At 58.8% G+C, this 20,368-nt stretch carries 22 protein-coding genes; 13 read left to right on the top strand and 9 right to left on the bottom strand.

Annotated elements, in window-relative coordinates; genetic code table 11:
• Nucleotides 1-81 precede the first annotated feature (81 nt).
• Nucleotides 82-1,404 carry a cyclic 2,3-diphosphoglycerate synthase gene (locus KQI84_00585; GenBank protein MCB2153355.1) on the top strand — a complete coding sequence of 441 codons (1,323 nt, stop codon included), beginning with the start codon at nt 82-84 and terminating at the stop codon, nt 1,402-1,404.
• A gap of 2 nt (nt 1,405-1,406) precedes the next feature.
• A complete protein-coding gene (locus tag KQI84_00580) occupies nt 1,407-1,898 on the top strand; it encodes an AAA family ATPase (GenBank protein MCB2153354.1) in 492 nt (163 codons plus the stop codon).
• Between the two features lie 11 nt (nt 1,899-1,909).
• Here KQI84_00580 and KQI84_00575 read toward each other — a convergent pair whose 3' ends face one another.
• Genes KQI84_00575 through KQI84_00565 form a run of 3 tightly spaced genes read right to left on the bottom strand, consistent with a single transcriptional unit; the run spans nt 1,910 to nt 4,322 of the window.
• A complete protein-coding gene (locus KQI84_00575; protein ID MCB2153353.1) occupies nt 1,910-2,944 on the bottom strand; it encodes an agmatine deiminase family protein in 1,035 nt (344 codons plus the stop codon).
• Between the two features lie 57 nt (nt 2,945-3,001).
• A complete protein-coding gene (locus KQI84_00570) occupies nt 3,002-3,439 on the bottom strand; it encodes a hypothetical protein (GenBank protein MCB2153352.1) in 438 nt (145 codons plus the stop codon).
• A 4-nt stretch (nt 3,440-3,443) separates the two neighbouring features.
• Nucleotides 3,444-4,322 carry a carbon-nitrogen hydrolase gene (locus KQI84_00565; protein MCB2153351.1) on the bottom strand — a complete coding sequence of 293 codons (879 nt, stop codon included), beginning with the start codon at nt 4,320-4,322 and terminating at the stop codon, nt 3,444-3,446.
• 122 nt (nt 4,323-4,444) lie between these two features.
• Between KQI84_00565 and KQI84_00560 the strand changes: the two genes are divergently transcribed.
• From KQI84_00560 to KQI84_00540, 5 genes are all read left to right on the top strand, one after another.
• Entirely contained in the window at nt 4,445-4,801 is a 357-nt protein-coding gene (locus KQI84_00560) for a hypothetical protein (GenBank protein MCB2153350.1), read from the top strand.
• A 380-nt stretch (nt 4,802-5,181) separates the two neighbouring features.
• Complete coding sequence (locus tag KQI84_00555; protein ID MCB2153349.1) at nt 5,182-5,769, top strand: hypothetical protein; 588 nt, start codon at nt 5,182-5,184, stop codon at nt 5,767-5,769.
• Nucleotides 5,770-5,993: 224 nt separating this feature from the next.
• Nucleotides 5,994-6,437 carry a hypothetical protein gene (locus KQI84_00550; GenBank protein MCB2153348.1) on the top strand — a complete coding sequence of 148 codons (444 nt, stop codon included), beginning with the start codon at nt 5,994-5,996 and terminating at the stop codon, nt 6,435-6,437.
• Nucleotides 6,434-7,588: a hypothetical protein gene (locus KQI84_00545; protein MCB2153347.1), complete on the top strand. Its 1,155-nt coding sequence runs from the start codon at nt 6,434-6,436 to the stop codon at nt 7,586-7,588. Before KQI84_00550 ends, KQI84_00545 begins: the two co-directional genes overlap by 4 nt.
• Nucleotides 7,573-9,318 (top strand): hypothetical protein, encoded by a 1,746-nt coding sequence (locus KQI84_00540; GenBank protein ID MCB2153346.1) that lies wholly within the window; start codon nt 7,573-7,575, stop codon nt 9,316-9,318. The genes KQI84_00545 and KQI84_00540 overlap by 16 nt, the downstream gene beginning before the upstream one ends.
• Here KQI84_00540 and KQI84_00535 read toward each other — a convergent pair.
• The 5 genes from KQI84_00535 to KQI84_00515 all read right to left on the bottom strand — a co-directional run bounded on the left by KQI84_00535 (nt 9,263) and on the right by KQI84_00515 (nt 12,960).
• Entirely contained in the window at nt 9,263-9,625 is a 363-nt protein-coding gene (locus KQI84_00535; GenBank protein MCB2153345.1) for a hypothetical protein, read from the bottom strand. The two genes, KQI84_00540 and KQI84_00535, sit on opposite strands and share 56 nt — an antisense overlap.
• Nucleotides 9,626-9,719: 94 nt before the next feature.
• Complete coding sequence (locus KQI84_00530; GenBank protein ID MCB2153344.1) at nt 9,720-10,112, bottom strand: hypothetical protein; 393 nt, start codon at nt 10,110-10,112, stop codon at nt 9,720-9,722.
• A gap of 18 nt (nt 10,113-10,130) precedes the next feature.
• Nucleotides 10,131-10,964 (bottom strand): hypothetical protein, encoded by an 834-nt coding sequence (locus tag KQI84_00525; protein MCB2153343.1) that lies wholly within the window; start codon nt 10,962-10,964, stop codon nt 10,131-10,133.
• Nucleotides 10,965-11,054: 90 nt separating this feature from the next.
• Nucleotides 11,055-12,197, bottom strand: a complete 1,143-nt coding sequence (locus KQI84_00520; GenBank protein ID MCB2153342.1) for a hypothetical protein — start codon at nt 12,195-12,197, stop codon at nt 11,055-11,057.
• A gap of 43 nt (nt 12,198-12,240) precedes the next feature.
• Nucleotides 12,241-12,960, bottom strand: coding sequence for a hypothetical protein (locus KQI84_00515; GenBank protein MCB2153341.1), 720 nt, complete (start codon nt 12,958-12,960; stop codon nt 12,241-12,243).
• A 438-nt stretch (nt 12,961-13,398) separates the two neighbouring features.
• Here KQI84_00515 and KQI84_00510 point away from each other — a divergent pair, with 438 nt between their 5' ends.
• The 6 genes from KQI84_00510 (at nt 13,399) to KQI84_00485 (ending at nt 18,942) form a co-directional block, all read left to right on the top strand.
• Nucleotides 13,399-15,582 carry a sodium-translocating pyrophosphatase gene (locus tag KQI84_00510; GenBank protein MCB2153340.1) on the top strand — a complete coding sequence of 728 codons (2,184 nt, stop codon included), beginning with the start codon at nt 13,399-13,401 and terminating at the stop codon, nt 15,580-15,582.
• A 125-nt stretch (nt 15,583-15,707) separates the two neighbouring features.
• On the top strand, nt 15,708-15,977 hold the full coding sequence (locus tag KQI84_00505; protein ID MCB2153339.1) for a CopG family transcriptional regulator: 270 nt from the start codon (nt 15,708-15,710) through the stop codon (nt 15,975-15,977).
• The gene (locus KQI84_00500) at nt 15,974-16,879 is read left to right on the top strand and encodes a zinc ABC transporter substrate-binding protein (protein MCB2153338.1); all 906 of its coding nucleotides are present in this window, start codon (nt 15,974-15,976) and stop codon (nt 16,877-16,879) included. The genes KQI84_00505 and KQI84_00500 overlap by 4 nt, the downstream gene beginning before the upstream one ends.
• Entirely contained in the window at nt 16,876-17,325 is a 450-nt protein-coding gene (locus tag KQI84_00495) for a hypothetical protein (protein MCB2153337.1), read from the top strand. The genes KQI84_00500 and KQI84_00495 overlap by 4 nt, the downstream gene beginning before the upstream one ends.
• Nucleotides 17,318-18,049 carry a metal ABC transporter ATP-binding protein gene (locus KQI84_00490; GenBank protein ID MCB2153336.1) on the top strand — a complete coding sequence of 244 codons (732 nt, stop codon included), beginning with the start codon at nt 17,318-17,320 and terminating at the stop codon, nt 18,047-18,049. Before KQI84_00495 ends, KQI84_00490 begins: the two co-directional genes overlap by 8 nt.
• Nucleotides 18,046-18,942, top strand: coding sequence for a metal ABC transporter permease (locus KQI84_00485; protein ID MCB2153335.1), 897 nt, complete (start codon nt 18,046-18,048; stop codon nt 18,940-18,942). The genes KQI84_00490 and KQI84_00485 overlap by 4 nt, the downstream gene beginning before the upstream one ends.
• Nucleotides 18,943-18,954: 12 nt before the next feature.
• On the opposite strand, the gene KQI84_00480 is transcribed toward KQI84_00485, so the two are convergent.
• Nucleotides 18,955-20,289 carry a hypothetical protein gene (locus KQI84_00480; GenBank protein ID MCB2153334.1) on the bottom strand — a complete coding sequence of 445 codons (1,335 nt, stop codon included), beginning with the start codon at nt 20,287-20,289 and terminating at the stop codon, nt 18,955-18,957.
• Between the last annotated feature and the right edge of the window lie 79 nt (nt 20,290-20,368).

Raw genomic sequence — 20,368 nt, 5'->3', positions numbered from 1 at the left:
GGGCCACGATCTTCCTTGACTCCTAATCGGACAAGGAGGACTCCTGTTGGTTGATTATGACACAACTGACGGAGGGAAACCGTGCGTAAACAGAAGGTTATCATCATGGGAGCCGCCGGACGCGACTTCCACAATTTCAACACGTACTACCGCAACAACGACAATTTCGAAGTCATCGCCTTCACTGCCACCCAGATTCCCGATATCGATGGGCGTGTCTATCCGCCGTCGATGGCCGGCGAACTCTATCCCAAGGGCATCCCGATCGAGGCCGAGGCCAACCTGCCGAAGCTGATCCGCGAGCACGATATCGACCTCGTGGCTCTCTCGTACAGCGACCTGCCGCATCAGTACGTGATGGAGAAGTCGTCGTTGGTGAATGCCTGCGGAGCGGACTTTGTGCTGCTCGGGCCGCGCCACACGATGGTGAAGTCGAAACTGCCCGTGATCGCCATCACCGCGGTCCGCACAGGTTGCGGCAAGAGTCAGACGACGCGCCGCGTTCTCGATATTCTACGCGAGCGTGGGAAGAAGGTGATCTCGATTCGCCATCCTATGCCGTACGGTGGCGACCTGGAGAAGCAGAAGGTCCAGCGGTTCGCCGATTACTCCGATCTCGATAAGCACGAGTGCACGATCGAGGAGCGCGAAGAATACGAACCGCACATCGATCGCCAGGCCGTGATTTACTCGGGCGCGGATTATGAGGCGATCGTTCGCGAAGCCGAGAAGGAAGGCTGCGATGTGATCCTGTGGGACGGCGGCAATAACGACTTCCCCTTCTACAAGCCAGACCTGTGGATCACCGTCGTCGATCCGCATCGTGCTGGCCATGAGTTGACCTACTACCCGGGCATGGTGAATCTACTGGCCTCCGATGTGATCGTGATCAACAAGGAAGACACAGCGGACTACGACGCGATTCGGGAAGTGCGTGCGAACATTGCAAAATACAATCCCAACGCAGTCGTCATCGACGGTGCGTCGCCGATTCTCGTGGACGATGCACACACCCTGAAGGGCAAGCGCGTTCTAGTGGTCGAAGATGGTCCGACCGTCACGCATGGTGAGATGCGTTTTGGCGCCGGTCACGTTGCGGCACAGCGCTTTGGCGCCGGCGAGATCATCGATCCTCGCCCCTTCGCCGTGGGTTCGATTGTCGACACGTTCGCGAAGTACAGTCACCTCGAACATGTTCTGCCGGCAATGGGCTACGGCCAGAAGCAGATGAAGGAACTGGAAGAAACGATTAATGCATCCGACGCAGAGATCGTCGTGATCGGCACCCCGATCGATCTGCGCCGTATCATCAAGATTAATAAGCCCGCTGTCCGCGTTCGTTATGAACTGCAGGAAATCGGCAAGCCAGATCTGGAAGATGTCCTGGGCGACTTCTTGAAGTAAGCATGATCATCGTTGTGATGGGAGTGACCGGTTGCGGCAAGACCACGCTTGGTCGAGCGTTAGCAGCGCGGCTGGTCATTCCCTTTCACGACGCCGACGATCACCATCCAGAAACCAACCTCCAGAAGTTGCGCCGCGATGAGCCTCTCGATGATGCAGACCGGGAGGATTGGTTGCGCATAGTCGCGAGCCATATCGCGGAGTGGAAGGCCGACGCGGGAGCCGTGCTGGCCTGTTCCGCCCTGAAGGAAGCGTACCGCAACGTCCTGCGCGAAGCAGATTCACATATTCATCTTGTCTACATCGAGTGTACGAGAGAAACGATCGATGCGCGACTTCGCCATCGGAAGGGACACAGTCTGGTCGGGCGATTCGACCGAATCATCGAGGGGCAATTCCGCGATCTGGAGCCGCCGCGCGACGCTATTCGAGTGTCGTGTCTCTCCTCAGTTGAAGCTGCCGTGGAAGAAGTCCTGGGGCATCTGAACACATGACTTCGAACTCGTCACTTGTCACTCGCCACTTTCGCCCGAGGCTGCTGCTGCGAGATGCAGTGTAGCGCGCCGAGTCCCCACACGAGTTCCGAACACGGGATACCGACGATCTCTCGATGCGGGAAGAGGCGCTTCATCGTCTGCAGCGCCCGCACATCATTCGCACATTCATAAGTCGGCACCAGGACGACGTCGTTTGCGATCAGGAAATTCGCGTAGCTGGCCGGCAGGCGCGTGTCTTCGTAGATGACGGGCGAAGGCATGGGCAGCGTCTCCACGAGCAGCGGGCGGCCGTCCTGGTCTCGCATACCGCGCAGTCGACGCAGGTTCTCCTGCAGGATGTCATAGTTCTCATCCGCGGGATTCTCCTCGATCACGGTTACAACTGTCGTGGGGTCGACGAAGCGAGTGAGATCGTCAATGTGCCCGTCCGTATCGTCGCCGACGATTCCATCGCCGAGCCAGAGGATGTGTCGCACTCCCAGGTAGGCCTTCAGGTACTCCTCGATCTGCTCTCGCGTCAGGTGCGGATTGCGATTCGGGTTCAGTAAACACGCCTCGCTGGTCATCAGAGTTCCGCGACCGTTCACATCGATCGAGCCGCCTTCCATTACGATCCCGGGCGACCACATCGGGAATCCGTACATCTCGGCGATTTTTGTGGGGACCTGATTGTCGAGCCCATACGGCGGGTACTTGTCGCCCCACGTGTTGAACTCCCAATCGATCGCAGCAAGTTCGAAACCTCCATCGGCCGCCGGACGGCGAACAAAGATTGGTCCGCAATCGCGCATCCACGAATCATCCGTCGGAATGACGATCAGTTCCACGTTCTCGTTGTACGCACTGAAGTGGCGCAGTGTCTCTTCGGCCTGGCCACGCAGTTCTTCGTCGCGCACGAGAACACGAACCTTCTGGTGCGGCATCAGGGCCTTCACGATCTGTGCATAGATGTTTGGAATCACCGGCAGCAGTCCGGGCCACGAAGACTCGCGGTGCGGCCACGCCAGCCACATGGCCTCCTGGGGCTCCCATTCGGCCGGCATCGAGTATCCCAATCCAGCGGGGAGTTCAGAGTGCTTCAGCGCATACGGAACCATGTGCTATCCTTCGATCGCTTTCAAATGAACCGCCAGCATGACAAGCAATGTCCCATCCGGATGTTCGCAGAGACGGGAGGAAGTCCGAATACTCGTTCCTTCAATTTGCAGCGCCTCGTCGCCGTCGGAGAATACGAACCGGTCTTCATTTGGCAGCCACGTCAGAGGTCTCGCAGCTGCGACGCTCGCCTCCTTCGTGGCACGGTCTAGCATTCCCACCAGGCAATCGCACCCAACTTCGCGGATTTCGACGGCGGCTTCGGATGTGCGAAAGCCCCAACTGTTGCGGGAGGATCGCACTTCGACGAACGCGCCGGCCGCGTCGTGCCAGATCATCTCGCCGATTCGATCCTCGCCTGCGCGGACCTCGACGATGCGAGAATCTACTTCATCGATGGCGAATTCAAGCTCCCGTGTTGCAACATCGGCGAGAGACTTCACGGCGTCAGTCCACGAATCTCTTGGTGATATCGCCGTAAGCGTCGATGCGCCGGTCGCGCAGGAACGGCCAGTGCTGGCGCACACGTTCGCAACGCGCGAGGTCGACTTCCACGATCAGGTTCTCTTCCTTCTCCGCATCGGCCCGCGCGATGATGCGGCCTTGCGGATCCGCGACAAAGGACTGGCCCCAGAACTGGATGTTGCCCTCGATGCCGACTCGATTGACCGCCGCGACGTATAGGCCGTTCGCAATCGCGTGGCCGCGTTGGATGGTTTCCCAGGAATCGTGCTGCACTTCGCCGTACTTCTCTTTCTCCTCCAGCAGCCAACCGATCGCAGTGGGGTAGAAGAGAATCTCCGCGCCCCGCAGTGCCGTCAGGCGGGCCGCCTCCGGATACCATTGATCCCAGCACACCAGCGCGCCGAGCCGCGCGAACTTCGTATCCCACGCCCGAAATCCCAGATCGCCGGGCGCGAAGTAGAACTTTTCGTAATAGTTCGGATCGTCCGGAATGTGCATCTTGCGGTAGAGCCCGAGCACTTCGCCGGTCGCTTCGAAAATCACGGCCGTATTGTGGTACACGCCCGCGGCGCGGCGCTCGAAATGCGAAGAGACAATTGAGATGCCCTTCTCCTTGGCCACCGCGGCAATGCGATCCGTGGTTGGGCCGGGCAGGGGCTCGGCAAGCGCGAAAAAGTCGTGGTCTTCGCTCTGGCACGGGTACGGGCTGCGGAAGAGCTCTTGCGTACAGACCACCTGGGCGCCGTCATTGGCGGCTTCGCGGATCTTCGCGATGGCCTTGTCGACGTTCTCCTCGGCGTTGTCCGAGCAGGCCATCTGAACGAGGCCGAGGATGACTTTGCGGGCGGGATCTTTAGGCATTCGCGGGGCTCCTTGAGGGAAATCAGCTTGCGTGTCGAGGCACCGGCTGTGCTTGTCTCGAAGACTCATTTCGGAGGCGAGAGAAATTCGTGCCGCCGCCGAGGGAACTCCAGGAGTTTTTCATGTCCGACGCCCAGAAACCAAGCATGGATTTCGTCGAGGACCTGCGCCGCGCGCTAGCGACCGCGCAACAGGGCTTCCGGGATTACAATCGCGCGGCCTTCCCCGAGCGCCCCGCCGAGTTCTTCGCCCTCGAACTGGCAGGCGAGGCAGGGGAGATCGCCAACAAGGAAAAAAAGGTTTGGAAGGGGCGCGACATCCCGCTGGAAGACCTGGCGGACGAGGCCGCCGATGTCGTGATCGCCGCGGTCAACTACTCGAACGCCCGCGGGATCGACCTGGCGCAGGCCGTGGCCGACAAGCTCCACGAAATCGAACGCCGCCGTCTGAGGGACAAGGAAAAGGGGCTGCCGCTCTGAAGTAGACAGGATTCACAGGATGAACAGGATTCAGAAGAAGAGACTCATGTCGGCCGTACGACCCGTCCGGCATCCTTCCTGTATTGTGAAGAATCGAAGCCGATGAAGGACCGCACTCACTTCCCCATGTACTATCCCCCCCCCCGAGATTTGCCGGAGTCACTCCCCCTTATCTCTAATCTTGTCCATCTTGTAAATCCTGTCCACAATTGCGCTGACAGGCTTCGCTTCAGCGTGACAATGTGAAGGGGTTGTCGCTTTGAATTGGTAGGGGTATGATGAGATTCTGGATACACCCGGTACTTCGCCACTTGATTGAGACGCTCAGGGTGTCCAGATGGACCTTCAAGACCCCTCTATCTCTCGCCTTGGGAGCGTTCTTGCTGGCATTGGTGGCGCCGGTTATTGGTTACAGCCGCGGGATGATGTTGATTCTCCTTCTCGTGGCGCTGGTTCTTGCGATCATTGCTCTTGTGTACGGGCGGATCTCCAAGAGGCAGAGGGCAGAGGTCTCTGGGATGTCGGTTCTGACGTTACTTTTCTCGGCTAACGCCGTGATTCAAGGCCCAGTCTGGCCGGAGATCCATGAGGCGCGCGATAGGGCGAAAACCAATATCGAAAAGCAACGTCTGCGCGATATCGGCCAGGCCATCGAGGCCTTTCGACGCGACAATGAAACACTCCCCCTCTTACTCACCCCTGAACTGACGACGCCAGTATCGTATCTCAAAGAGCCTCCACGGGACGGGTTTTCTCGCGAGGGAAGCGAATTCCTGTATCTTCATACTGATACGGACTGGGTCCTTGTCGGACAGGGGCAGGACAGGAACCTATCGACTGTATGGCGAGATCGAGAGATTCTACCCCTCCATGAGTTAAACGCACTCTCCTATGATCCGACCAATGGGAGCATCTCGGAGGGCGACTTGATCTTCAGCAGCATGGAAATGAAACGTTCCACGCGATGAGTTTGAGGATGTATTGGATAGGATTCACAGGATGAACAGAATTTGAGGCAGGTGAAGTATGAAGTAGAAGAACCTTCCTCCGGCTCCACCGACTGCACGGCACGAGCCGACCTCCATTCCGTCCCTTCACTTGGAATCTTGTCCTCCTGTCCACAATTCCCCTGACAGGCCTTATCCGGGCGCCCAGGCTTCAAGTACCGGGCGCGGGAGGAGTGCTTGTCCAGATGAAGAATGATCCCTTGATCTACTCGGCTGCCGCCTTTGTCGCCGCAGTGGCGGCAATCTCTGTGGAGTCTTACCCTCCGCTGTTGGTGTTGGCGGGACTGGAGACCATGAGTATCCAAGTGAAGGCCTATCGGAAAGACCACGGTGTGAATACGGCACATCTGACTCCTGAGCTCACTACGCCGGTGGCGTACTCGCAGGACATGCCTTACGATCCGTCTTCGAGGGATCCAATGCGGGCCCCCTATGGGTACATTGCAACGGAACAAGACTGGCTTCTGATTGGTCGTGGGCCTGATGAGCAGTTGTCGCCAGTGTGGAAAGAAGGCACGATTCTGGACGCAATGGACTTGATTCTGCTCTCTTATGACCCGACCAATGGGATTGATTCGACGGGCGATCTGTTCTTCTCCCGTTCCGACGTGAAAGGAATGCACGAATGAAGCGAATCAAGAAGCGGATTGGGGCCTATGTGCTCAGCACGGTGCTGGGTGCGGGCCTTTTCTCGGCTGTTGGGGCACAGCCCGCCCGGCTGCGAGTGCCGGACGTCGAGTTGCCCGCCGCGGCGACGGCCCCTGACGTCGAGGCGCGCTCGGTAGAAATGCAGGCCGTTGTCGAGGACGAGAGCCCTCAAAAAAGCACTTCCAGAATAGTATTACAAATCAAAGAGATACAGAAGTCTACACTGCCGATTGTGGCGAAGGAGAGACTGCTCTTTGAGGCCGCGCAGTTTCTCGGAGACGCCGGAACCACCGATGCCGTTCCGACGCTGCGGGAGCTGTCGCGCCAGCCGGCTGAGGCGACGTTCACGATCCCCGACGAGCGCGAACCGGTGACTCTGGCTTACTACGATTTCCCCAGAGCGGCGGCGATCGCGGCCGACAACATCGAATACCGGGACGCAAAGGCACAGTTTGTCGCACGGTTGAGCCAGGATGCTCCCGCGGCGGTCCTCCAGGCCGCCCTGGATCAGGACGAGCCCGCACGCGTTCGGGGTGCCCTGGACGCGCTGGAAGATTCGGACGTTGCATGGCAGAAGCTGATCGATTCGCCGGAACTTGCGGCCGGCAAGTCGCGACCTGTGTTGGGGGCACTGATTGTCTCCGCCGAGCGCCAGAACCGCGGTGATGTGTTGGTGCAGTTGGCTCGCACGCTGGATACGTCTCACGCTCAACTGGCAATGCTGGCCTACGGACGCGTTCGAGAAGTTGTGGGCGTAGGAGCAGAGGACACACTGAGAATGATCGACGAACGGCCGCAGGTCCTGGGCGCGGTCGCCCTCGGGACGTTGCATGCCAACGATGCAACGCCAGAGGTGCAGGGAAGATTGAAGGAGTACCTCGGCGATGCCGACCTTGGCGCGGACGCCGTAGCCGCCTTGCAGCGCATGGATGATTCCGTTGCCCGCCAGATCGCATTCGACGTGCTTGCAGATTCGGCTGGAGGTGTCGCCGAACGGCGCGCCGTGCTTCTGCTGATGCGGGACAATACCGAATCCGCCCGTGAAGCACTCTCTGAATACGCAAATCGACCCGCGGAAGCCGCCGCGGACGCAGCCCTCAAGAAGAAGGTGACTCAATGGCTCGCAAACTGATCGGCCTCGCGGCCTGCATGATATTGGCTGCGGGGTTCGCCTCGGCCCAGGTTTCCACTTACACCGAAGCCGGCCTTGGTTATCCCGTGCCGATCCCAGTGAACTCGACAACGCCGGTGGAAGGCTTCCGTTCGTATTCGTCGCTCAACACACGCACGGGCGACCTGGCGCTGGCGAACGACTTCATTACTGAGTATGAGCTTGGTACCACAATCGATGGCCGCACCATTTACGCCTATGTGATTGGCGACAGCGACAGTGTCGGCGTGGATGGCACGATCGAGGCCTCGGCGGCGGTCAACGGGACGATCCATGCCCGAGAGTGGGCATCGCCGGAAATTGTGACGCGGCTGCTGGAGTACTTCGCAGATGGGTACGGCACAGATCCGATTGCGACCTATCTCGTTGATCAGAACAACCTCGCGATGGTCCCAGTTTTGAATGTTGATGGGTTCCTGCAGACGCAGCGCTATCCGAGTCAATACATCGACTCGACGGATGGCCGCGAGCGTCGCAAGAACATGAATGGCGTCGACGAGGATTTGGCGGGCACGACATCGGATGCCTATCTTGGCGTCGACGTAAACCGCAACTTCCCCGTTGGCTGGGCGAACTCGAGCAGCAATCCATCCAGTTCCTCTTACCACGGCACGTCGGCCTCTTCCGAACCTGAGGCTCAGGCGTTGCAGGCATTGGTTGGATTACTTGGCCCCGAGCCGAATCTGCGATTCTATGCCGACATGCACGGGGCGATCCCTGCAATCTACATCATCTACAATGGCGACACGGAAGTCGAAAGCGCCGCTGCGCAACTGCTGGGGCGCATGCAGAACACGTATCGCGCGATCAATGGCATCTCAAACAGCTACCAGACGCTCGTTGTTTATCCCGGCGATGAAATCGGCGCGACCGACGAGTACTTCAGCCACACGTACAACATTCCGAGCTACACAATCGAGTACCCGACACCGCGCTATCGCGTTCCTGGCTCTGGGCCAACCTTTGTCTTGCCTGACGACGAAGTTGAAGAGGTCACGCACGAGAACATCCAGGCTTTGCTGCTGGCCATGATGTATACTTCCGGTCCTCCGATTGTCGAAGACCTCAAGGTCTGGCAGGATGCGAATTCCGATGGGGAGATCGACGTTGGAGAGATCGTGTATCACTCCAACTGGAGCCCCGATTCTGCCGGAGGCACGACGCGTTCGCGAATGGTCTCCACCAATGAAGAAGTCGAATACGGCAAACTGTTCAAGGTGCTCGTTCAGTTCAACAAGCCCATGCGCCAGCAGGTTGGTGGTGTTCCCGCAAACTGGCCCGGCCAGGCCATCGGGATTCATCCAACCGCGCGTTTGACTCTGCAGACAAACGATCGCGCGACGACGACTCAGATTCTTCAGCCGGTCGATGATGGTTGGCAGGCAGTCGCTTCCACCCCAAGCTCGCCGGGCTTCGAGCGCTACAAGTACGATACATGGATGTGCTACCTGGATCTGCGCAGCGTCGGTATCGGCGAAACGAATCCCCAATCGGTTGCGCTCGAGATTACCACACAGGATCTCTACGGGCACGAGTTGGATGCACAGCCCGCGACGGTTGCGGACTTCGATGGCGGCTGGATCGGCTACGAGGATTCCACCGGCAATGGCGATTCCGGCGGCACAGACGAAACGTTCACTCTGTTCTTCGATTATCCCGCTTCGTCGGTAGAGGGATGGCAGTGCTACTGAGCGATGTCGCCTCATCCACTGCATGAACAACCTCGATGAAGTGTTTTGCGACATTCGAGCCTTCGGGTTCGTACACCAGCTTTAGATCCAATTCCGGATCGAGTTCGATATCCGGCAGGTCTCTGCGCTGCATAAAGTAGATGTAGAGCGGAGGCTTGCCGCTTGTTCTGATGTACGCGGCACGGTACTGCTCGAAGAATCTCGGCTCGCGGGCCAGGTCTCTGGAATTGAAGACTCTCTCAGGAAAGTGATCCCACGGCAGCAACTCCCATCGGCCGGGTTCGGCAAGCATCAAGTACTCAGGCATCAGCGCGGCCACCCGTCCTGAGTGCACGCGTCCCCAGATGATGGGGTTGCCCCTCCTGCCCAGCTTGACTTTTCCCTCTCTCGCCGTCTCCTTGTCATTCAATCCCCATGCGTCCAGCGTATACGCGTCGGAGAAGTAGGAAATCACCCCTGCCACGTCGGAGTAGACGATGTCCTCTTCGTCGGTGAATGTGCCCAGTGCCGACTGCGATCAGGACTCCGGCCAGAATACTCGCAGCAACCTGGTTGGCGCGGTTGGGAGGCAGGAAGCGTCGCGCACCTTCGATCAGGAGCACGCCCATCGAAAACAGGCCGCCAGCAAGCAGATAGAGATAAATGCTCATCACAGGCATTTCCATGCGCCCCAATGGCATCCAGTCCAGCGGAAGCCTCAGCAAATACGTTTGGAATCCGGTGTAGATGAGCAGGAGAAGGATCGGGACTGCATTGCGCTTCCACGCATCGACAACGAACCCAAAGGCGATCACGAAGAGGCCGGGAAGCCCTTACAGGAAACCTGCAAAGCTCGAGTAGGGCGTGAGTCTCTCAGCGCCCGTGCTGCTGATCTTTGCGTAGAAAGGATTCGGAAGGAGTTCGCCATAATATGCGATTCGCCCTGCTTGATATAGGATGTAGATGATCGTCGGGATCGCTGCCAGTTTCACGTAGGCCCAGAACTTCTTCTTCAGCCACAGCCATTGGAACAGCATTGCCAGACCGCAAAGCCCGAATATCAGTACACCATCGATCCGGGCGAGGGCCGTCAGCATGAAGAACATCATCGTGATCCAGTTGGGCTCTCCTCGTCTGATCCAGAAGAAGACGCCCATGGCGACCAGGAGGCTGACGAAGATCGTCTCCATTCCACTGACCGCGTAGTAGGCGTAAGGAGTGTAGGTCGCAAGAAGCACGATCCACAGAATACGCCGGGCTGGATGAGAGATAGCGCGAAGCAATTCGGGCGGCTCTTCGCACCGTTGTTTCGCAATGAAGGCTGCCCCCAGAATCATTCCCAGGAAACTCGCCGCACCAATGAACTTGACGATCGGAGTGATGTCGCGAGTCGCGCCCGCAAGCAACTGAATAACCGCCAGCAGAAGGGTCCAGAGGAAGTTGCTGTATCCTTCGACCATCTCACCCATCGAGTTGTAGGTGAGGCCATGCCCACTGGTCAGCATCTTCGCATAGCGCGCGGAGATGTAGTAATCGTCGATGACGAAGTTCCAAGGTGGGATCAGGCTCTGGAACGCCACCGCGAGTCCAAAGACCGCAATAATCGGCAGCAGCCAGCGTTCGAGCGCTGCGTCGGTCTCGTGCGAAGTTGGACTCTCGACTCTCATGCGGAGTGCTCGGCCACTCTCGTTTGGGTTCAATAGAATGGGCTCTCTACCGAAGCAGAGAGCCCAACATCAATCGACATTATCAGGAGCTTAGCGACCGGGAGGACGTCCGCCGCCACCACCGCGCGGGCCGCGATTGTTGTTCGGGCGCTCGGGGAGTTCAATTTCCGGGATCTCGATTTCCGGCAGATCGTACGGCATCTCGGGCTCCTGGAATTCATAGCTCTCGAGATCGCCGATGTTGAGGTCCCGGCCGCCGTCGTAGCTGAAGAGATACTGGAAACCGCCCGCCAGGGGTTGTTCCGACAGGGCAGGCTTGAGTTCGCTTTCCGGAGCCTCGTCAGGCATCTGCAATGCGGTGGAAGTCAAGGGCATCGGGATGGCCGCGACGATGTAGCGACCGGCCGGCAGGGTGATCCGTCCGGTGCCTGTCATGCCGTAGCTGTCGTATGGCGACAGCAGATACTCGCGGCTCATGGGGCCACTGACCAGGAAGCGGACTGGATGTCCGGTTGCATTGAGCAATTGCACCTGGGCCGTCTCGGCGTCGATGCGACCGATGACCTTGGGTGGAGAGAGCAGGATCGTGTCCTGGCCCGCCAGATCGCGGACAGTCGAATCGAGTGCCTCCTCTTTGTCGCGGACTTCTGTGCTGACCCAGCGATCCTTGAAGAGAACCAAACCCTTCGCGCGCTGATCGGCGGCGAATTTCTCGCCTCTCTGCTGCGGGGTCATCCACTCGCCATTGTATTCGACAAGGCCCTTGGCGGATTGCTCACGCGCGAAGGCCTCTGCGGCCGGAAGCCACTCGCCTTCGTAGTTCACGAGTCCGACAGACTTCGGTTCGACCCATTCACCACCAAAGTAGACAAGCCCCTGAGCCATCATGCGCTCGCGCAGTGCCTCCGGTGTCTCGACAAGTTCGAAGGAGAGTTTCTCATTTCGGGCGGGGTAGAGCTGGGCCAATTGCGGCAGAGGACGATAGAATCCATCCTTCTGGACAGTGATCCAGACGGAATCGCCGTATCGGCCGTATTCGCTCAGGGGAGTCTGAGATTTGCCGGTGGATTGAGACGACCAGACACGGGGAGGCCACGGACGCCAATCCTGCAGTCCGTCAGGGGACCAAAGGACGGTCGCCCCTGGCGGCGTCGACTCTACCTTCAGCCGAGTGCACGCGGTCAGGGGGAGAATTGAAACAATCGCGATCAGTAGGAGGAACTGCCGGCACATTATGTTTGGGGGCTCCAGGTGAAGGATGAGCGGCCCGGGTGCCTCAGGCTTCCGCTTCTGCCTCCGCCTTTTCTGCCTCGTAAGTCTCATCCTCACTCAAAATGCGGCCGCAGTTTTCGCAGGTTTCGATTCCTGCATCTTTGTGCAGCGCAACGAGCGGATTCGGCAGAATGGCGTAGTGGCACCCCATGCAGCTTCCATTACGTACGCCGACCACCGGGTCCAGGGGCCAGCGGTTTCTTATACGCTCATACAGCCTCAGGGCTTCATCATCGACCTTCGCAGCGACCTTGTCGCGGTCCTTCTGCAGGCTGTTGAGGCGCTTTTTCTTGTCATTGACCTGTTCGCGGATGCGCTCGCGCTCGGTGCGGGCATCCGCCTTGGCTTCGCCCAGGGCCTTCTCGGTGACGCCCTGATTGTCTTTGATCGCCTGTTCCTGATTGATCAGCTCCAGGCCCTGCTCCTCGAGCCGCTGGATGTTCTTGCGCAGCGCTTCGATCTGGTTCGAGATGGCCCCGTATTCTTTGCTGGTCTTTACCTGCATTTGCTGAACCTGGTATTTCTTCAGCTTCTCGCTGCTCAGGCGGAGCTCCTGCTCGATACGACGGCGGTCGCCATGATAGCTCTTCGCAGCGGCGTCGGCCTGGTCGAACTCGTCCTGCTTGGCGCGCAGGGTGGCTTTGACCTCTTCCCAGATGCCCGGATACTGATTGAGCTGTTCTTGCAGCTCGATCATCTCGCGATCCAATTCCTGCAGTTCCAAGAGCACTCGGACTTCTGGGTACATAGCTGCTTACGACCTTTCTCGTCGAATAGGGACATGCTGCTGCTTCCGCCAGGGGCAGAAAGCGCAAAACCGGCGGATCCAGACGTGCCTGTATCAAGCATCGGTTTGCCGGAAACGACGGGGATCAATCCAAGCTGACCCCGCGAAGCCGGGGGAGCTTCGCGACCGTCGCGACAACTTGACCCATCGGACCCCATGGTCCCTTGCCGCTTCAAGCGTTTTCTAGGCAACAAAGTACAGGGATTCGCCCTCTCCATGCCTCACGGGCTGCCACAGATGGCGGAGAGTCCAGAATTTTACGGTTGCGGCTCAGCCAAGTCCGTCTCCAACGTCCGGGACGAAAGCTGGGACACATTTGAGGAAACACCCAGGATATTTTTTACCGAATCCATTCATTGGAGCAAGGTGGAACTTATGAGTATCGAAATTGTCATCGCAGCGGTCGCTGCCATTCTGGCTCTGCTGTTCGTCGTCTATCTCGTAAGAGACGTCCTAAAGGCCCCTCGTGGCAACGAACTGATGATCGAGATCAGTGACGCCGTACAGTTGGGCGCGAAGGCATTCCTGCGTCGCGAATATATGTACATCGGAATTTTTGTCGCCGTCATCTTCGTCCTGATCACGGCGGCCCCATTCATTGCCAAGGGCGAGGCCATTCATGACAGCCTTGGCTGGCAGACGGGCCTTAGCTTCATCATCGGTGCCCTGGCCTCCAGCGCCGCGGGCTTTATCGGAATGAACATCGCCACTCGCGCCAATAGCCGTACGACGGAAGCCGCGCGCAAGGGCGTTGAGGACGACAAGGATCCAGAATCCGGTCTGAAGAACGCCCTCTCCGTCGCCATCTCCGGCGGCGCGGTGATGGGCATGAGCGTCGTGGGCATCGGCCTGCTTGGCCTGATCGTTGTGATCTTCATCGTTGATATTCTCTCCGGCGATGCCGGCTGGGGAAATCACTCCGGCTGGATTAATGGTTATGCTATGGGCGCGTCGCTCGTTGCCCTGTTCGCGCGCTCCGGCGGCGGCATCTTCACGAAGGGTGCCGATATGGGCGCCGATCTTGTTGGTAAGGTCGAAGCCGGCATCCCGGAAGACGATCCCCGTAACGCCGCGACGATCGCCGACAACGTTGGCGACAACGTCGGCGACGTGGCCGGCCTCGGTGCCGACCTGATGGAGTCCTACATCGAGTCCATGATCGCCGCGATGGCATTGGCCGTTGGGCTGAACATCGTTGCGCCGAACCTCGCTGACAATCTGACGGGTGGCATTGGCGATATCAGGATGTCGATGCAGGTCCTGCCTCTGGTTCTCGCCGCGGTCGGTATCGTTTCTTCGATCATCGGTGTCGCGACGGTGAAATTCGCACCCGGCAAGAAGGTTCAGAATTCTCTGATGAACGGCACCTACGTGGCCGCCATCCTGGCCATCGTCGGAACATTCGTCGCCACCAAGATTCTCCTTCCCGATGGTTTCTCGATCGCCTCAGTTGCCGACAAAGATATCATTACATACACTTGGTGGCAGATTGCCCTCAGTGCGACCGTTGGCGTTGTCGCCGGTTCGCTTGTCGGCTTCTTCTCGGAATACTACACCTCTGCGAAGTATTCGCCTGTGCAGAAGATGGCGAAGAACTGCCAGATGGGTCCCGCAATCACCGTGACTGACGGTCTGGCCGTCGGCATGAAGAGCTGTATGTTCCCGATCATCTCCCTCGCTATTGCCATGCTGGTCGCCTTCTGGTGCGGCAACTTCTACGGAATCGCCCTGGCGGCCTTCGGTATGCTGGCGACGACCGGCATGATCGTCGCCGTCGATAGCTATGGCCCAATCGCCGATAACGCCGGTGGCTGTGCGGAAATGGCTCATCTGGATAAGGGCGTTCGCGAGATCACCGACAACCTGGACGCGGTCGGCAACACGACGGCGGCCATCGGCAAGGGCTTCGCCATCGGTTCGGCGGCTTTCGCGGCACTTGCGCTGCTGGTCGCCTTCATGGCGGCCGCGGGGATCGAAGGTGCCGACCTGAGCAGCCCGAGGGTCATGTTCGGTCTGCTGCTCGGCGGAATGATGCCGTTCTTCTTCTCCGCGCTTCTGTTCGACGCGGTCTCGAAGGCTGCGTTCAAGATGATCGACGAGGTCCGTCGCCAGTTGCGCGAAATCCCCGGCATCATGGAAGGCAAGAACAAGCCAGACTACGCCCGTTGCGTCGACATCTCGACCGACGGCGCGATCAAGGGCATGCTACTCCCCGGCGGACTCGCCATTCTTGCCCCACCGGTCGTCGGCCTCCTCTTCGGTGGCGAGGCGCTGGCCGGCTTCCTGATCGGCGCGCTGATCACCGGCGTGATGCTCGGCCTGATGAGCGCCAACAGTGGCGGCGCCATGGACAACGCCAAGAAGTACATCGAAGAAGGCAAGGTCACGGACAAGGACGGCAACGTGCAGGCCAAGGGCTCTGAGGCCCACAAGGCCGCCGTTATCGGCGACACCGTCGGCGATCCGCTGAAGGACACGGTCGGTCCCTCGATCAACATTCTGATCAAGCTGATGGCTGTTATCTCCCTGGTCCTGGCCCCGCTGTTCATCAGCAGCTAATTCCCAGAGACTCAATCAAATGGTAAAGCCCGCCCGAATCGCTCGGGCGGGCTTTTTTTCCCTTGCCCGCGGAGGGGGTGATCGCCTCAATACCCTCGGTATTACGAAGGAATACGGAGGCTGAGATGGCCAAGAAGGAAGAAGTCATCACATTCAAGGTCGACCGAGCGCTGGCCGAGGCGATGAGCGGAATCTCTAATCGATCCGCATTCATTCGTTCGGCGATCCTGTCGGCTCTCGACAACACCTGTCCGCTCTGCAACGGAACGGGCGTGCTGACCCCGCGGCAGGCGGACCATTGGCAAGAGTTCTCGACCCATCATCATCTGGAGGAGTGTCCGGACTGCCACGAGCGCCACATCGTGTGCGACTCGTCCCCGGACTGCGACGCATGATTCGGTTTTTCTCTTCACTGATCTTCACAACTCTCCTGGCTGGAATCGCAGCGGCAGAACCGTCGGTTTACGTCGTGGCGACGACGCCGTTTCTGCAGGACATCGCCCGCAATGTCGGCGGCACGCGAGTCCAGGTCGATTGCCTGGTGCCGCCCTCGGCCGACCTGCATCTGTTCGAGCCATCTGCCGCGGATGTTGAAGCGCTCGTGAACGCTGACCTCGTGATCATCAACGGACTTGAACTCGAAGGCTGGATTGAGAAGCTGATCGCGAACTCCGGTTTCAAAGGTCAGGTGGTGACCGCCTCCGACGGCATCGAAGTGTTGTCGACCGCGATGGAAGAAGACCACGATCATGACCACGCACACGAGCACGGCGCGTCGGATCCGCACGCGTGGATGAATCCGCGCAACGCGATGCGCTACGCGGAGAATATCTGCGCTGGCCTAGTCGCCGTGGATGCGGAAGGGAAGCCGGACTACGAGTCATTCGCGCATCTCTACATCGCTCAATTGCGAGTTTTGGATGGATGGGTTAAGCGCGAAGTTTCGAAGATCCCGACCGCGCGTAAGGTGCTCGTGACGGAACATGCAACGCTGCATTACTTCGCGAAGGCTTATGGATTCGAAACGCGCTCGCTGCGCGGCATCACAACGCGCGACGAACCGGATGCGCAGGCGATGGCAGAACTCGTCGACTACTTGCGGGCGCACGGGGTTTCGACTATCTTCACGCAGGATGGGCAGCGCCCACGCTCACTCGGGCAGTTGAAGGACGAACTGGGCGATCTGCAGACCGTTGACCTCTACGTGGGAACTCTCCAGCCTCCGGGTCAGCCCGTGGACTCCTACATCGCGATGATTCGTCACGATGTGCGCCTGATCGTCGGGAGTCTTCAATGAGGCGATTCGGTTTTACAGGATCGGCATGGCTTCGCGTCCTGGGCGTCGCAGCCTATGCGGCAATCGCCTCGATTGCCGTGTGGGCCGTCGAGTCAAAGTCCGTTGCTACGTCACCGGAACCGACGGCCAAGACACCGTCGGCAATTAGGCTGATTCACATCGAAGCCGAGAGCACATTCGCCGTCTCTGAATGGACCGTGACGCTCGATGGCAAGCCGATCGCAGCCGACTCTACTTCGGAATCGACGTGGACCGGCGCCGTGAAAGTGGCTCCCAATGCGCAATTGCTGGTCGAGGCGCGAAGTGATGATTTCTTCTCGGATTTCGGCCAGGCTGTGCATCTGAGAATCGAGCAGGATGGCCACGCGACTGAGGAGACACACTGGGGGAAGGGCGAAATCACAATCCTTCGCAAAGTGGGGACGGAGGTCGCGCCCGATGAATGAGGAGATCCTTCGATTCCAGAACGTCACAGTCTGCTATGGTGATTCGCCGGCCGTGCATCACGTCACCGCGACAGTTCATTGTGGAGCTCTAACGGCTCTCCTGGGGCCGAACGGCGCCGGGAAGAGCACACTGATTCGCACGATCCTGGGCTGGCTGCCGCTGACGACGGGAAAGATTCTGATCGGCGACGATCATGCGCATCATCAGTTGCCGCGAATTGCGTATTTGCCGCAGCGCAGCGAAGTGGATTGGAGCTTCCCGGTGACGGTGCGGACGATTGTGCGGCAGGGGAGATACCCTTCACTTGGAAGCTGGCGGCGCTTCCGACCGGAAGATCACGAGATGGTAGAAGCTGCGATCGTCGAGATGGGAATCGAGGATCTGGCAGAGCGCCAGATTCAAGAATTATCCGGCGGCCAGCAGCAGCGCGTCTTCCTTGCGCGCGCATTGGCGCAAGGTGCGGATATCTTCCTTCTGGACGAGCCTTTCACCGGACTCGACCCAGGCGCACGCGACCACCTGATGGAAACGCTGGCGAAATGGCCGACACTCGATCGCACGGTGCTTGCCGTCGTGCACGATCTCGACCTTGCGCGGCGCGGATTCCAGAGCGCGCTTCTCCTGCGAACACATCTGATTTCTGCAGGCACGATCGATGAAGTTCTCTCTCCCGAGCACGTGCGCGAAGCCTACGGGTCATCCTTCGTGGAGGCGGGCACATGACTGAGTTTTTCGAGCCATTTCAGTATCAGTTCATGTGGCGCGGGCTGCTGATCGCCATCTTTCTTGGAATCAGTGGAGGCCTGCTCGGCTGCACGCTTGTGCTGCGACGGATGGCGCTGATGGGCGATGCGCTGGCTCATAGCCTTCTGCCGGGGATGGGTATCGCCTTCCTTCTCTTTGGCTCGGGCATCTGGTCGTTGTTTCTGGGTGCACTTGTATCCGGACTGCTGACTGCTCTCGGCAGTGGCATCATTAGCCGCCTGACCCGGCTGCGGGACGATGCGGCTTTCGGTGCGTTGTTTGTGATTTCGTTTGGACTTGGTATCGCACTGATCAGCAGCGCACGCGCGCGCGTGAATGTCGATCTGATGCACTTCCTGTTTGGGAATATTCTCGGAGTCGGATCACAGGATCTGTGGCTTGCGGCGGGCGTCAGTACGCTGACGCTGCTCGCATTCGCTCTCTTCTATCGTGACATCCTGATCGAATCTTTCGATCCTGTGTTCTATCGCACGGCCGGTCTGCCGCACGGCGCGATTCACCTGGGACTGCTGGCGCTGATTGTTGTGAATCTCGTAGCGGCGCTCCAGGCCATGGGAATCGTTTTGGCGCTGGGCCTGTTTCTTCTGCCGGCTGTAACTTCGTATCTCTGGTGCGAGCGTTGGGGAACGATGCTGGCCTTCTCGACGGTTGTTGCCGTCGTCGGCAGCACAACCGGCCTACTGCTCAGCTATCATCTGCGCGTATCGAGCGGACCTTGCGTGGTCATCACGCTGGGCATCGTCTTCTTTGTCTCGGCATTCCTGAGCCCGAAGCATGGCCTGCTGAGCAAGTACCGCAGACCATCTCGCCACCGTACCGAAGACGATGGCACGTACTGTCCAGAGCACTAATGCGAGGCGATGTTACTGGCCTTCCTGGCCCATTTCACGAGTTGCTTCCTTGTCTTTGTCGTAATCGCGCTTGTTCTTGTAGTAGATCTCTTCGATCACCCACTGGCCTCGATCATTTGCTCGGATATTCATCTCCGCGATCATAAAGACATCGTTGTTCACACCCTTGAAGTCGACCTTCACGGTTCGCGCATTGCCGGATCCACGAACAACCGGCATCGCTTCGGTCATGTGGCTGGCTTTGCCGTTCTGCTCCATGTCTTCAATTTCGGCAAAGAGTCTCTCGGTCTGTGTCGTCGCTTGTCCGGTGGTGTAGGCTTGTGCGCCGGTCACATCGCGTTGACCGACAAACTCATCCAGATAGAGCGTCATGATTCCATAAGGTGTGTCGCGCGATCCAGACGTGGTGAACAGGCCTTTGACGGCGAGCACCGACAAGAGCACGCAGATGATGATGAACAGCGAAAGTCCGATCTGAATGAGCCACTTTCGATTCTCGAACATGTATTGTTGGAAATTCGATCGCTTCGCCGCGTCCGTTTTCTCTTTGAATTCCTTCAGGTCTTCCTTGATGTCGTGTTTTACCCAACGCTGGACGCCCAACTCCGCAAGGCGAGGTTCGGAGAACTCGCCGTTCCGCGATTGCAGGTTGTTGGCGATCACCGTGGCGAGGCGCTTGTGCGGGACGAACTGCTTCAGCGCATTCGGCTCGTGCGGAATGTTGAAGTTTCCGGCCTGCAGTTCTAACCACAGCCAACTGAAGGAGTACAAATCTGCGTGGATATCATGCGGTTTTCCGGACGTATCAAGCTCCTTCGCGTGATACCGGCCGCCGGCGATCGTTCGAGATGCCAACAAGGAGCGCGGCGCGATCGGAATAATCTTCCATGGGGCCTCCTGGCTCCCCGGACAGTGAATCAGGTTGTCCGGCGTGATTCCGACTGGCGCCATCTCGTACACGTCCGCCTGGTGTAAGCCACGCACGATCGAGTATGCCCAGCTCCCCTGCGAAACGGGATTATCGATCATATCAGGCAACGCCGCGCGCAGTGTACGTCCCCCGGGATCTTCGACCAACAGGTGGGGGAGCGGTTCGGTCGGCGAAACATGGAGCACACGTGCCAACTGTGGAACTTCCGCGCCGGCCATCTTGTTCCAATTCACGAGCCCGTCGCGTCCGTCCATGAGCATCTCGGCGCCCTTCGGCGTCGTGAAGGCCACAAGGATGACCGTTCCGTGCTTGTCATGTTCGGCGCGCCAAATCTCCCCCCAGGAGTCCTCCGCCAGCAACTCCTTCGGAACCGCCTTGGAGTCGGGAATCTGTTTACCAGGCTGCAGTTTAGCCATGATGGACCTCCTGAAACGCGATCATTCACCAATCCTCAAGAATAACCTGCAATTTGAACGAGTGCCCCGAACGACTGCA

The sequence above is a fragment of the bacterium genome (assembly GCA_020444065.1).
Taxonomy (GTDB): Bacteria; Sumerlaeota; Sumerlaeia; order SLMS01; family JAHLLQ01; genus JAHLLQ01.
Note: the sequence above shows the minus strand (reverse complement) of the source record. Positions and strands in the feature narration are given on the sequence as shown.